This window comes from Brachymonas moutaii (nom. illeg.) (assembly GCF_049977365.1).
Classification (GTDB): domain Bacteria; phylum Pseudomonadota; class Gammaproteobacteria; order Burkholderiales; family Burkholderiaceae_C; genus Brachymonas.
In genome coordinates, this window is sequence record NZ_JBNGEN010000007.1 from 123,804 (window position 1) to 136,790 (window position 12,987).

General features: G+C 68.9%; 14 protein-coding genes. 2 read left to right on the forward strand and 12 right to left on the reverse strand.

Annotated features, from left to right (window positions below; all coding sequences use genetic code 11):
- Positions 1–38: 38 nt before the first annotated feature.
- Positions 39–830 carry an ATP-binding cassette domain-containing protein gene (locus tag ACP2WS_RS09180; RefSeq protein WP_426460543.1) on the forward strand — a complete coding sequence of 264 codons (792 nt, stop codon included), beginning with the start codon at positions 39–41 and terminating at the stop codon, positions 828–830.
- 17 nt (positions 831–847) lie between these two features.
- Here the strand turns inward: ACP2WS_RS09180 and ACP2WS_RS09185 are convergent, their stop codons facing one another.
- Together ACP2WS_RS09185 and ACP2WS_RS09190 are read right to left on the reverse strand one after the other, a co-directional pair.
- Positions 848–1,153, reverse strand: a complete 306-nt coding sequence (locus ACP2WS_RS09185; protein ID WP_426460508.1) for a BrnA antitoxin family protein — start codon at positions 1,151–1,153, stop codon at positions 848–850.
- Positions 1,140–1,430 (reverse strand): BrnT family toxin, encoded by a 291-nt coding sequence (locus ACP2WS_RS09190; protein ID WP_374491702.1) that lies wholly within the window; start codon positions 1,428–1,430, stop codon positions 1,140–1,142. Before ACP2WS_RS09190 ends, ACP2WS_RS09185 begins: the two co-directional genes overlap by 14 nt.
- A gap of 44 nt (positions 1,431–1,474) precedes the next feature.
- Here ACP2WS_RS09190 and ACP2WS_RS09195 point away from each other — a divergent pair, with 44 nt between their 5' ends.
- Positions 1,475–2,350, forward strand: a complete 876-nt coding sequence (locus ACP2WS_RS09195; RefSeq protein WP_426460509.1) for a TOBE domain-containing protein — start codon at positions 1,475–1,477, stop codon at positions 2,348–2,350.
- A gap of 27 nt (positions 2,351–2,377) precedes the next feature.
- Here ACP2WS_RS09195 and ACP2WS_RS09200 read toward each other — a convergent pair whose 3' ends face one another.
- The 10 genes from ACP2WS_RS09200 to ACP2WS_RS09245 all read right to left on the reverse strand — a co-directional run bounded on the left by ACP2WS_RS09200 (position 2,378) and on the right by ACP2WS_RS09245 (position 12,879).
- The gene (locus ACP2WS_RS09200) at positions 2,378–2,632 is read right to left on the reverse strand and encodes an acyl-CoA-binding protein (RefSeq protein WP_374491700.1); all 255 of its coding nucleotides are present in this window, start codon (positions 2,630–2,632) and stop codon (positions 2,378–2,380) included.
- Positions 2,633–2,708: 76 nt separating this feature from the next.
- A complete protein-coding gene (locus ACP2WS_RS09205; protein ID WP_426460510.1) occupies positions 2,709–4,775 on the reverse strand; it encodes a polysaccharide biosynthesis protein in 2,067 nt (688 codons plus the stop codon).
- 165 nt (positions 4,776–4,940) lie between these two features.
- The gene (locus tag ACP2WS_RS09210; protein WP_426460511.1) at positions 4,941–5,243 is read right to left on the reverse strand and encodes a YciI family protein; all 303 of its coding nucleotides are present in this window, start codon (positions 5,241–5,243) and stop codon (positions 4,941–4,943) included.
- A 38-nt stretch (positions 5,244–5,281) separates the two neighbouring features.
- Entirely contained in the window at positions 5,282–5,884 is a 603-nt protein-coding gene (locus ACP2WS_RS09215) for a sugar transferase (protein ID WP_426460512.1), read from the reverse strand.
- 38 nt (positions 5,885–5,922) lie between these two features.
- Positions 5,923–7,080 carry a DegT/DnrJ/EryC1/StrS family aminotransferase gene (locus ACP2WS_RS09220; protein ID WP_426460513.1) on the reverse strand — a complete coding sequence of 386 codons (1,158 nt, stop codon included), beginning with the start codon at positions 7,078–7,080 and terminating at the stop codon, positions 5,923–5,925.
- A gap of 197 nt (positions 7,081–7,277) precedes the next feature.
- The gene (locus ACP2WS_RS09225) at positions 7,278–8,570 is read right to left on the reverse strand and encodes a glycosyltransferase family 4 protein (RefSeq protein ID WP_426460514.1); all 1,293 of its coding nucleotides are present in this window, start codon (positions 8,568–8,570) and stop codon (positions 7,278–7,280) included.
- Positions 8,567–9,724, reverse strand: a complete 1,158-nt coding sequence (locus tag ACP2WS_RS09230) for a glycosyltransferase family 4 protein (protein ID WP_426460516.1) — start codon at positions 9,722–9,724, stop codon at positions 8,567–8,569. Before ACP2WS_RS09230 ends, ACP2WS_RS09225 begins: the two co-directional genes overlap by 4 nt.
- Positions 9,721–10,410 carry an acyltransferase gene (locus ACP2WS_RS09235; protein ID WP_426460517.1) on the reverse strand — a complete coding sequence of 230 codons (690 nt, stop codon included), beginning with the start codon at positions 10,408–10,410 and terminating at the stop codon, positions 9,721–9,723. Before ACP2WS_RS09235 ends, ACP2WS_RS09230 begins: the two co-directional genes overlap by 4 nt.
- Positions 10,407–11,732, reverse strand: a complete 1,326-nt coding sequence (locus ACP2WS_RS09240; protein WP_426460518.1) for a lipopolysaccharide biosynthesis protein — start codon at positions 11,730–11,732, stop codon at positions 10,407–10,409. Before ACP2WS_RS09240 ends, ACP2WS_RS09235 begins: the two co-directional genes overlap by 4 nt.
- Positions 11,733–11,787: 55 nt before the next feature.
- Complete coding sequence (locus ACP2WS_RS09245) at positions 11,788–12,879, reverse strand: DegT/DnrJ/EryC1/StrS family aminotransferase (protein ID WP_374491691.1); 1,092 nt, start codon at positions 12,877–12,879, stop codon at positions 11,788–11,790.
- Positions 12,880–12,987: the final 108 nt, after the last annotated feature.

Consider the following 12,987-nt stretch of genomic DNA (forward strand, 5'->3'; position numbering starts at 1 on the left):
ACCATGAGAAGGCCGGTGTGGCGCATGCCACACCGTGCATGCAGCCGGCGGAGGCAGCAGGGGCTGTGCCTGCGGCAGCCGAGGCCGCGGCCGTGTTTGATCTGGCGGTGGACAAGGTGCTGCAGTCGCGGCAGCACCGGTTTGCGCTGCGGGTGCGGCTGCAGTCCCCGAGCCGGCGGGTGGTGCTGCTGGGGGATTCGGGGGCGGGCAAGTCGATGACGCTGCGGGCGGTGGCGGGGCTGCTGCGCCCCGACGCCGGGCATGTGCGGGTGTCCGGGCGCACGCTGTTCGACAGTGCGCGCAAGGTGCATCTGCCGGCCCAGGCACGCCGCATGGGCTATGTGTTTCAGGATTATGCGCTGTTTCCGCATCTGAGCGTGCGGCAGAACGTGGCGTTTGGACTGCGCCGGGGGTGGCGCAATCCGTCGGCACGGGCCCGGTGGCCCGAGGTGGAGCACTGGCTGGACATGCTGGGGCTGATGCCGCTGGCGCACCAGCTGCCGGATGCGCTCTCGGGCGGGCAGCGGCAGCGGGTGGCGCTGGCACGCACGCTGGTGGCGCAGCCCGATGCCCTGCTGCTCGACGAGCCCTTTTCGGCACTCGATCCGTCCCGGCGTGCGGCCCTGCGCGACGAGCTCGATGCCCTGCAGCAGCGCCTGCAGCTTCCCATGCTGCTCATTACCCACGACACCGACGATGCAGCCCAGCTGGGCGAGCATGTGTTTCGTCTGCGCGAGGGCGAAGTGGTGGGGGAAATGTGGCAGGGGGCAACCGCTCTGCCTGCGAGCGCCGGGGCAGGGCTGGCATGCAGGCCATGGCCCCCTCGGTGATGCGGGGGAGTGGGGGGTCAGGTCTTGTGATGCAGTGCGCGCAGCATGGCTTCCCGCAGGATGGCATTCATGCGGGTCTGATAGCCTTTGCCCTGGCTCTTGAGCCAGGCCAGGACATCGGCATCGATGCGCACGGAGGCGTGGGTCTTGACGGGCTTGAAAAAGGGGTTGGGAAGGGCGCGTGCCAGGAATGCGTCATCCAGCTGGGGAATGTCGCTGTAGTCGATCCTGTCTGCCGGCTGGCTCGCAAGGGCCTTGAGTTCGGCCTCGCGGGCGGCGCTGAGAGGCGGAAGTGTGCCCTGTGCGTACCTAACTTTGCTCATAATGATGCCTTTCGTGGCGATCGGCGCGACGGGCGCTGATGATGCGGATGATTTCGGCTCCTTCGTCTTCAAGCTGGAGGGTGTGGGCAACCAGCAGTACCACGCACCCGCCGACCATGCCAAGGGTCTGCCATCGCTGTTCTCCATGTTCGATGCGATCCTGTACCGAAAGGGCCAGAGGGTCATCGAACACGCGCGCTGCGTCTTCGAATCGAATGCCATGCTTGCGGAAATTGAGATCTGCTTTGTGGTCGTCCCATTCGAAGTAGCGCTGCATGGCAAAAGAGTAGCATATTTTTGTATATACAAAAAGGGGGCGAAATGCGCATGAAGGAAACGCCGGAGGCTGTCCCGCACGGAGCGCACGCTCCCTGCCCCTGTGAAGAAGCCAGCGAAGAGGCTGCCGTGACGCTCGAAGCGCCGCTTCAGCTGGCGCTGGGGGGGCGGGTGCTGGGGGGGGAGCGGCAGATGCGGCTGCTGGAGGCGGTGGAGGCCTGTGGCTCCATCACGCAGGCGGCCCGCATGGCGGGCGTGAGCTACAAGACGGCCTGGGATGCCATCGATGCCATGAACCAGCTGGCCGGCGAGCCGCTGGTGGTGCGCGCCACGGGGGGGCGCGGCGGTGGCGGCACGGTGCTCACGCTGCGCGGCCGGAGGCTGCTGGCGGGCTATCGGCGCATCGAGGCCGAGCACCGGCGCTTTCTGGCGCATTTGGCCGAAGATGCAGGCCATCTGGCCGACGATTACCGACTGCTGAGGAGAATGATGATGAGAACCAGTGCGCGCAATCAGTTCATGGGGACGGTGTCCCGCATCGAGCGGGGAGCGGTCAACGACGAGGTGATGCTGGCCATTGCCGGAGGGCATGAGCTGGTGGCCGTGGTGACGCGGGAAAGCACCGATGCGCTGGGGCTGGTGCCGGGGTGCGAGGCCATTGCGCTGGTGAAGTCGTCTTCGGTCATTCTGGTGACCGAGAGCGAAGGGGTGCGGTTCTCGGCGCGCAATGCGCTGGGAGGGCGCATCATGCGGCTGCATCCGGGGGCCGTGAATACCGAGGTGGTGCTCGACATTGGCGCCGGGCTCACGCTGGCGGCCATCATCACCAATACCAGCGCCGACGCGCTGGGGCTGGAGGAGGGCATGCAGGCCCGCGCCGTGTTCAAGGCGTCGAGCGTGATTGTGGCGGTACCGGCCTGATGCGCTCTGGGCGGTAGCCGGGGCCGCTCAGGCCAGGCTGTCGATGAGGGTGATGTACTGCTGGCGGGCTGCGTCGGCGCTGGTGCCCTTGAGGGCGTTCCAGGCGTCCCACTTGGCGCGGGCGACGAAGTCGCTGAAGCCGGGCTTGGCGGCGGTGTTGTCGCCTTCGGTGGCCTGCTTGTAGAGGCTGTAGATCTTGAGCAGGGTCTGGTTGTCGGGCTTTTCGCTCAGGGTGGTGGAGCGGGCGACGGCGGCTTCGAAGGCGGCGTTCAGGTCGGTCATGGATGTCTCCTCTGTGGGGCTGGGATGCACGGCCTGCGCGCACAGGAAGGGGCAGGCCGGCAGAGGCGCATTCTACCTATTTCTGAACGCTCGTGCTTTTTTGTGCAAGACTGAGCCAGTCCACGATGGGGCCGGCCTTGAAGCCGCTCACCAGCCGCAGCAGCAGCCCCGACAGGGCCTCGACCTCGTTGGCCTGCATGTGGGTCTGCAGTTCCACCAGAAGGGGCTGGAGCTGTTCCCAGGGGAGCAGGGCCTCGTGGGCTTTCATGATGCGGGGGTGTTCGGTGGGCTGGGGGTTGTCGCCGATGAGCAGTTCCTCGTAGAGCTTTTCGCCGGGGCGCAGGCCAGTGATCTGGATGGCGATGTCGCCTTCGGGGTGCTGTTCGTCGCGCACGCTCAGGCCGGAGAGGGTGACCATCTGGCGCGCGAGCTGGAGGATGCGGACGGGTTCTCCCATGTCGAGCACGAAGACGTCTCCACCCGTGCCCATGGCGCCGGCCTGCAGCACGAGCTGGGCGGCCTCGGGAATGGTCATGAAGTAGCGGGTGACTTCGGGGTGGGTGAGGGTGATGGGGCCACCGTGGGCGATCTGCTGCCGGAACAGCGGCACCACCGATCCGGAGGAGCCGAGCACGTTGCCGAAGCGCACCATGGTGAAGCAGGTGCGGGGGGCGGCTGCCGCAGGCTGGGCAGGACTGCCGTCCGTGGCTGTTGCCACTGCCGCTGCGGGGAGCTGCGGCAGGGGGCGGTCGCCCGGGGGGATGTGCATGGCGTCGTCGAGCGGCGCGAAGCCGGGTGCGGCGGCGCTTGCAGTGGCGTGCGCCAGGGCCTGCAGGCACATTTCGGCCAGGCGCTTGCTGGCACCCATGACGTTGGTGGGGCGGACAGCCTTGTCGGTGGAGATGAGCACGAACTGGGGCACCCGGCATTCCAGTGCGACGCGCGCCATGGTGAGGGTGCCGAAGACGTTGTTGGCCAGGCCCTGTACGGGGTTGTGCTCGACCATGGGCACGTGCTTGTAGGCGGCGGCATGGTAGAGGGTGGCGGGCTGCCAGGTGCGCACGATTTCGCGCATGTGGTGCAGGTCCTTGACGTCACCCAGCAGGGGCACCATGGTGGCGGGGGTGCCCTGCGGGCCTGCCGTGGCGGCAGCCAGGGCGCGCAGCTCGTGGTAGATGCGGTAGAGCGCGAATTCGCTGTGCTCGACGAGCAGCACGGTGCGCGGGCCCTGCCGCACGATCTGGCGGCACAGCTCGCTGCCGATGCTGCCGCCGGCGCCGGTCACGAGCACGACCCGGTCCTGGATGTCGCGGGCGATGAGGGCGGGGACGGGCGGCACGGGGTCGCGGCCCAGCAGGTCCTCGACATCGAGCTCCTGGAACTGCTGCACGCCCGAGCGGCCGCTGGTGAGCTCGGCCATGCTGGGCACGCTGCGCACATGCACGTTGAGCCCCTGCAGGCTCTGGATGATGGCGTTGCGCCGGGCCCGGGGCAGGGAGGGAATGGCCAGGAGCACGTCGGTGACTTCGCTGTCGCGGATCACGTCGGGGAGCTCGGCGGGGGACCAGACTTCGGCGCCGTTGATGCTGCGGCCGATCTTGGCGGGGTCCTGGTCGACGTAGCCGATGAGGGTGTACTGGCGGGCGTTGCGGATGGCTCCGGCGGTCTGGATGCCGGTTTCGCCGGCGCCGTAGATGAGCAGGCGGCCCTGCTGGCGGGCCTCGTGCTGGCCGCTGTAGAGGAACAGTCCCCGGATGAAGGCGCGGTTTCCGCCCACGAGGAGCAGGAACATGAGCGGCTGCAGGATGCCGACGCTGCGCGGCACATGGGTGGGGTTGCCGACGAACACCACATAGCAGAAGAACAGCACCCCGTAGACGGCGATGGCCTGGATGGTGGTGACCATGGCCGCGAAGCCGGTGTAGCGGAAGATGGCGCGGTACAGCCCGAACCGCAGCATGATCGGTATGGCGAGCGCCGGTGCGAGCAGGTAGGTGATGCCCTGGGCACGGTAAGGGGCGGTCCAGACGTCGAGCCGCAGGCTGATGGCCAGCCACAGGGCCAGCCAGGCGCAGAGGATGTCCATGCCCATGGCCAGGAGTTGGCGGGGCAGGGTTTGGGTGTTGAAGATGCGGGACTGCATGGTGTTTCAGAGCCTGTTCACAGGTTCTTCAGGGGAGGGGATGAACTTCATTCAGATGGGGAGCGGCTCGGGCGGGGAGCAGGACAGTGCAGGCTGCCAGAGGAACCATGCAGAAGGCGCTCCGGGAGGTGCGGGCGCATGGCGTGTGGGTGCAGGGGAGCGGCATCACAGCACCCGGAGGGGTTCGAGGCCCTCTGCCGTCATCGACGGCCACCATTCCTGGATGGTGTAGGCCGCGATCCGTTCGCGGTGAAAGGGGTCCTGTGCCACCAGCGTGTCCACCGCCGTACGGTCTGCCGCGCGGGCCAGAATCACGCCGCCGGTGCGGGGTTCGAGCCGGCCGGAGGCAAGAAACACGCCTTGTGCATAGCCCTGACGCAGATAGGCGCGATGAGCTTCCAGGTGGCGTTCCACTTCTTCCAGGGGCTGAAGGTAGCGCAGGGTGATGAGAAACAGGGGAGCGGGCATGGGGACAGCAGGGAAAAGGGGCACGAGAGGGCAATGCATCAGGGCTTGAGCAGGATGCCGAGCGTCATGCCGATGATCTTCAGGTCGAGCCCGAGGCTGCGCTCGCGCACATACTGCCTGCACAGCGCGAGCTTGGCCGGGAGGATGGTGTCGATGTAGGTGCGTTCGGGGTCGGCACTCTGTGCGAGCAGCGTGCTCTCGCTGCGGTATTGTACGGAGGCCAGATCGGTGATGCCGGGGCGCACGCTGAGCACTTCGGCGCGCACGTCGGCCGGGTAGAGCGCCACGTAACGGGGGACTTCAGGGCGCGGGCCGACGAGGCTCATGTCGCCCAGGAACACGTTGAGGAGCTGGGGCAGCTCGTCGAGCTTGTAGGCCCGGATGATGTGGCCGCTGCGGGTGATGCGGTCGTCCGCGCCCACGGTGATCTGGAGGCCGGAGTGGTCCACGCGCATGCTGCGGAACTTGTAGATGCGGAAAGGCCGCCCGCGCAGGCCGATGCGTTCCTGGCGGAAGAACACCGGCCCCGGGGAGTCGAGCCGGATCCAGGCCGCCAGAGCCAGCAGCAGGGGCGAGAGCAGCAGCAGCCCGATGCCGGAGGCGGCGAGGTCGAAGGCGCGCTTGAGGGCGAGGGACTTCATGCGGGGTGTCGTGCGGTCGTCGTCATGTGCGCGGGGGCTCAGCCGAGGATGTCGTGCAGGGCCGCAATGATGCGTTCCTGGTCGGCGTCGCTCATGGCGGTGAACAGCGGGATGCTGAACATGTGCTGGTAGGCCCTGTCTGCCTCGGGGAACTGCTCGGGGGTGAGGTGGTAGCGGTCGCGCCAGTAGGGCTGGCGGTGCAGGGGCACATAGTGCACGCTGGTGCCGATGCCGGCGTCGGACAGGCGCTGGATGACGTCGTCGCGCGTGACGCGGGCCGCCTCGGTGAGGCGCAGCACGAACAGGTGCCATGAGTGCACGTCGCCCGCAGGGGCATCGGCGGGCAGGATGAGGGGGAGGTCGCGCAGCGCCTCGAAGTAGCGGGCGGCGAGCTGCTGGCGGCGGGCCAGAAAGGCGGGCAGGCGCCGCAGCTGCACGCGGCCCAGGGCCCCGGCCATGTCGCCCATGTTGTACTTGAAGCCGGGAGCCACGATCTCGTAGTACCAGGCCGGTGTCTTGCTGGTGAAGCGGTCGAACGCATCGCGGCTGATGCCGTGCAGGCGCATGATGCGCATGCGCGCAGCCAGGGCCGGGTCGTGCGTGACGGCCATGCCGCCTTCGCCGGTGGTCATGGTCTTGTTGGCGTAGAAGCTGAACACGGCCGCATCGCTCGGGAGCTGGCCGATCTTGACGCCCTTCCAGGTGGAGGGCAGGGCGTGGGCGGCGTCTTCGACCACGCGCAGGTGGTGCTGCCGCGCCAGCGCCATGATGGCGTCCATGTCGCACGACAGGCCGCCGTAGTGCACCGGCAGGATGGCCTTGGTGCGGGAGGTGATGGCGGCCTCGATCTTGCGCACGTCGATGTTGAGCGTGACGGGGTCGCAGTCCACGAAGACGGGGTCGGCGCCCAGGTAGCGCACCACTTCGGCGGTGGTGGTGAAGGTGAGGGTGGGGACGATGACTTCGTCGCCCGCCTGCACTCCGATGGCTTCGAGGGCCAGGTGCAGGCCGGCCGTGGCGGAATTGACGGCCACGGTGTCAACGCCACCGCCGAGCGAGTCGGCGAATTCCTGCTCGAAGGCGCGGGTTTCAGGGCCGGTGGTGACCCAGCCGGAACGCATGGCCTGCGTGACGGCGGCAATTTCTTCCTCGCCGATGTCGGGGCGAGCAAAGGGGATGAAGGCAGGTGTGCTCATGAAGTCGATGGAAGAAGGGGAAAGTGCCTGCGCGGAAGGGGCATGCGTCAGCGGCCGCTGGGCCGCCCCTGACCGGGCGCAGGAGACCCCCGGGGCCTCTCGTGCAGGGCCCGGCCAGGGGCGGGGCGCAGGAGAGGCATTCCGGGTTGCATCAGAAAGGTATTGTCCGACTTTTGGTCTGGAGCCGGGAGGACGTTTCAGCTTTTTGCAAGGCTCGTGCCACAGGCTTCCAGAAAGCGGCGTGCGAGCACGGGGTAGGTGTGGTGTGCGAGCACGTGGGCACGGCCCGATTCGCCCATGCGGGCTCGGGTGGCGGGGTCGATCGCGGCGAGCTGGCGCAGGCCTTGCGCAATGGCAGGAGGATCGGCCGGGGGCACGGTGAGTCCGCAGCCGGCTTCGGCCACCGGATCGTTGCCGGCCTCGACCGAATGCAGGACCACGCAGCGCGCCATCATGTAGTCCATGAGCTTGTTGGGCGCAATGCCAAAGCGGTAGATGGGCACGCGCTGCCAGCCGATGTAGGCGATGTCCACCTGGGCCAGAAAGGCGGGGATCTGTGCCTTGGGAATGGGGTCGAAAAAGGCCACGGTGTCTGCGAGCCCCAGGGCCTCGGCCTGCTGGCGCAGGGCGGCTTTTTCGTGTCCGTCGCCGACGAGCACGAAGCTGAAGGGCGCGTCCCGGAGCAGGGCGGCAGCCTGGAGCATCACGTCGAGCGCGTTGGGGGTGCCGTGCGAGCCGGCATAACCGACCACGGTGCGGCCGGCGGCCTTCTGTGCGGCCACGTGGCGCGCGATGTCGCCCCGCAGGGGCGGCGGCTCGCCCTGCCATTCGTCGAGCGTGATGCCGTTGGGCACGATGTGGAGCCGGCGCAGGTCGAGTCCGTGCGCCTGCATGTGTCCGGCCACCTTGGGCAGCATGCTCACCACGACATCGGCGTCCCGGTAGGCGGCGTTCTCGGCGGCCTGGCACAGCCGGATGAAGGGGTGGCCGGGCGACATGCCGCCCAGCTCGATGGGAGACAGGGGCCAGAGGTCGTGCACCTCGAACACCAGCGTGCAGGGGTGGCCGGCACGGCGGGTGAGGCGCGCGATGCGGCGGGCGACCCAGATGTCCATGGGGTAGGTGCTGCTGGCGATGACTACATCGGGCCTGAACTCACGAGCGATGCGGGGGGCATCGGCCCATGCCTGGCGCAGGAAGGCCCAGATGTTGCGCACCCGGCCCAGGCCGTTGCCCGCGTAGGGGGGGGTGGCATACCAGTGGTAGGCGATGCCGTCGATGTCCTGCACGGTGGCGTGTCCCGACCGTGTCGCTCCCGCCGCCTGCAGCGCGGGCAGATCGGGCTGCCTGGCCCGCACATGGCTGTGGCTGCCGGCGAGCATGCGCACGCAGTGGCCGGCGTGCACCCATTCGCGGGCGAGGTAGTAGGGACGGTATTCCATGCCGTGCAGGGGACTGCCGGCATAGTGGTTGAGGTAGAGAATGTTCATGCGTGCGGCCCCCGGAGCGGAGGCAGGGTGTGCAGGGTCTGGATGAGGCGCGAGACGGCAGGGGCAAAGAGCCCGTGGTCGGCCACCCAGGCGCGATGGTGTCGGGCAATGTCCGGGGCGCGTGCGGCCAGGATCGGGAGCTGCCGGGCACTGACCCGGGCCAGCTCTGCGCTGCCCAGGCGGTCCGGCACGATCCAGCCGTGGGCGTCGTCGGCCACCAGTTCGCGGTTGGCGGGCAGGTCGCTCAGCAGCGGAATGCAGCCGTGGGCCATGGCTTCGAGCACCGACACGGCGACCGAGTCGCTCTGCGGCAGGCTCAGATACCACTGGGCCCGGTCGTACCACACGGCCTGTGCGGCGGCGTCCAGGCGCCCGACAAGGCGCACGCGGTCGCCGAAGCCTTCGCGTTGCACCCACGCTTCCAGCTCGGGGCGCAGACTGCCGTCGTGGGCCATCACGAGCCGGGCCTGCGGCTGCCACGAGACGATGCTGCGGAACAGCTCCAGCACGCGCAGGGGCTGGTAGATGGGTTCCAGCCCCCGGTTGGCGTAAAAGAGCCAGGGCTCGCGCACCGGCTGTGCCGGCACGGGCGGCAGCGCATCGAGCCCGAAGGGAAAGGTCATCACCTCGCGTGCGCCCAGCGCCCGCATCTGCTGCGTCATGTGCTGCGAGTCGCTGGTGCAGAGGTCCGCGTTGCGCAGAATGGAAGAGGTGAGCCACCGGTAGGCCGCGTGGCGCCCGGGCGTGAGCAGGATGTCGCTGCCCCAGGCCGATGCCAGCACGCGCCCGCGCAGGCGCCATGGGCGGCGTGCCAGCCACACCAGCGTGCCGTGCGAGGTGAGGTAGTGGGGGTTGATCCAGTCGGCATCCGCATGGCGCAGCCAGCGGCCGACTTCCGGCAGGCGACGCAGCAGCGCAGCGTTGCCCCCGCCATGGGCCGGGTCGGTGTGCAGTGCCAGCCGCTGCTCGGGCGGTACCAGCTCCGCCAGCCCGGGTGCAAAGCCCCGGCTGGAGCATACCCACAGATCGACATGCGGATGCAGGGCACGCCCCCATTTGACGAGGTGCGGGCTTTCGCCGTCGCCCACCAGGGCATAGCGCAGGCGGCGTGTGGCATCGACCGGCAAGGGGGCGGGAAAAACGGCAGGGGTCATGCGTCGTGCGGAGGAAATGGGGATGCCGATGCCGCCTGCATCCCGGAAGCGGAGGGCAGCGCACCGGCCCAGTGTGTGTAGGCCGTCAGATGGTCGGGGTGCTCGGCGAGCCAGCGGGCATCCTGCGTGCGGGTGTCGCCCACCACGCGGGCAGGGCAACCGCTCACCACCGCAAAGTCGGGAAATGTGCCACGCACCCGGCTGTGGCTGGCCACCAGACAGCCCTTGCCCAGCACCGTGCCGGCCTCGACCACGCAGTGCGGGCCGATGAAGCAGTGCGCCCCGATGCGGATCGGAGCCCGGATATCGCTGGCGAACGAGCCGTCCGCAGCGGGCCCGGGAGCCCCCGGCACCCGGGCTGCCACCCGCACGCTGCGGTGGGTGCTGTGGGTGACGATGCTGACGAAGTTGGTGATCTGCGTCCCGGCCCCGATGGTGATGCCTGCGCTGGCCTCGATGAAGTTGAAGTGCCCGATGAACACGTCGTCCTCCAGCAGCAGCCGGTCCTCGTGCTCGATGCAGGTGCTCGGCGAGATGCGGGTGGCGGGGCGGGGCTGGCCGCCGGACACCTCGCCGAACACCATGCGGAAGCACAGTGCCTGCCACAGCCAGCGCCGCATGCGGTTGAGGCGGGCGCGCCAGCGCAGGGCGGGGGGCATGGAAGGCGGGGACATGGGGGACGTCATGGCTGCTCCTCCACCAGTTGACCCACATCCGCTTCAGCCGGATCGGCAGGCTCGGGTGCGGGAATGTCCGACCAGAAGGCCAGACGCCAGAAATAGATGCCGAAATACACCACCATCGCGGCCGAAACGGCCCAGGCCCCGGCCAGCAGCCCTCCCCACCGCAGTCCGGCCGCGAGGGCGCCCACGAAGGCGATCTGCCCCACCACTGCCCAGCGGAAGGCCCAGCGCTGGGCCTGCCAGGCCATGGTGACCACGGCCAGCGGCGCAGCCACGAAATGCGCGGCAATGTAGGGGGCCAGGGCGCGGGCCAGCTCGCCCGCATCCCGCCATCCGGCCCCGAACACCAGCCGGAACAGCCAGGGCCCCGCCACCATCAGCACGCCCATGAGCCCCAGCGCCACAGCCCCGAGCAGCAGCATGATCTGACGCACGGCTCGCCGGGCATCCTCGGGCCGGGCGCCGGTCAGCCGGGGGTACAGCGCCTGCGACACCGCGCTGCCCACCAGTGTGGCCGGCGCCTTGAGGTAGCGCAGCGCCAGTCCCCAGAAGCCTGCGGCCGCATCGCCCGACCAGGCCACCAGCAGCGCCACGGCCAGTGCATCCTGCAGCGTGCCCAGAAAGGCATGCGGCGTGTTGAGCAGCGGAAAATCGCGATGGATGGAGGCCATGCGCCGCATGTCCTGTCCCAGGTCCGCAGAGGCCGCCAGCGGCCAGACTCTCCGCCAGCCCCCCGCCGGAGCAGGGCGCCACAGGGGCAGGGTCGCCAGCAGCACCGCCACGCTGGGGGCCAGCACCAGTGCCCATGTGCCTGCGGTGCCCGTGGCCTGGCCGCTCCACAGTGCATAGCCGAACAGCACCTGCAGCACGGCGCCTCCGCCATACTGTACCACCCGGCTGGTGGCCAGTGCGCGGAACTGTTCGGCGCGGTTGCACCACATCACGAGCAGCTGCAGCAGCCCACTCCCTGCCACCGCCAGCGGCAGCAGGGCCGGCAGAGGCAGATGCGCCCAGCGCGCCAGCGCCCAGCCCACAGGCAGGCACAGCACCGTCACCGCCAGCCAGATGCGCAGGCACAGCGCCAGCAGGGCACGGGCATCGCCTTCCTGCCGTGCCATCGGCAGCGCAAACTCGTAGCGGCCGCAGGCCACCACGGCCAGGGTGGCGGCCACCGTGGTGAAGCTCGTGAATCCGCCCATCGCCTCCGGCGTGAACAGGCGTGTGATCACCGGCCCCAGTGCCAGGGGCACGACCTGTGCGAGCGCTCCGCCCATCAGCAGGGTGAGCGTGGCATGCAGGAGTCCGGCAGGAGCACGGGAAGACATCGTCGGCAACAGGGCAGCGGGGAGGGAAGAAAGAGGGCGGGGCAACCTGCGCCGGTCAGCCCAGTACCCGAGCCAGGGCCGCGATGACGCGGTCCTGCGTGTCGTGCGTCAGGTCGGCGCTCATCGGCAGGCTCATCACCGAGCCCGCCAGCATGTCTGCCACCGGGGTGGGGGTGTCGCACAGTCCCTGATAGGCCGGTTGGCGGTTCATGGGGATGGGGTAGTGCACGGCGGTCGGAATGCCTTCGGCCTTGAGGGCCGCCTGCACCGCCTCGCGGTCAGGCACCCGGACCGTGTACTGTGCAAACACGCTGGTGCGTCCCGGCCGCTGCTGGATGCGCGTGATGCCGGCGGCATCGCACAGTGCGTTATAGCGGGCGCCCAGCTCCGCGCGCCGCGCCACTTCCCAGTCGAACCGTTCCAGCTTGGCCAGCACCACGGCGCACTGGATCGTGTCCATGCGTCCGCCCACGCCGATGCGGGTATGGGTGTAGCGCTTGCTCTGGCCATGTACCCGCAGCTCGCGGCAGGCGCGGGCCAGCGTGTCGTCGCTCGTGAAGATGGCGCCGCCATCCCCATAGCAGCCGAGCGGCTTGCTGGGGAAAAAGCTCGTGCAGCCCAGCGTGGACAGATGGCCGCTTTCCACACCGTCGAGCGTGGCCCCGAAACTCTGCGCGCCATCCTCGATCACAGGCAGATGCCCATGCCGTGCGGCCACTGCGCGGATCGCCGTCATGTCCGCCACCTGTCCATACAGGCTCACCGGCATGATCGCACGGGTGCGCGGCGTGATGGCTGCCTCGATCCGGCCGGCGTCGATCAGGCCCGTGTCGGGTTCCACGTCGACGAACACCGGGCGCCCGCCCAGGAACACGATCACCTCCACCGTGGCGGCAAAGGTGAAGGGCGTGGTGATCACCTCGTCGCCGGGGCGCAGTTCCAGCGCCATCAGGCTGATGAGCAGCGCCTCGGTGCCGCTCGACACCGTGATGCAGTGCGCCGCACCGGTCCGCGCTGCCAGCGCCGTCTCCAGCTCGGCCACTTCGGGGCCCATGATGTACTGGCCGTGGTCGAGCACCTGCTGGATGCGGGTGTCGATGCGGGTCTTGAGGGCAGCGTACTGCGATTTGAGATCGATGAAATCCATCGTGATGCATGCAGGGCATCCCGCACGGGAGCCCTGTCCTCCACAGGTCATGAAAAAAGGGACAGTGAACAGACCCCGCGCCATGCAGGGCCACAGGACCGTCCCGGA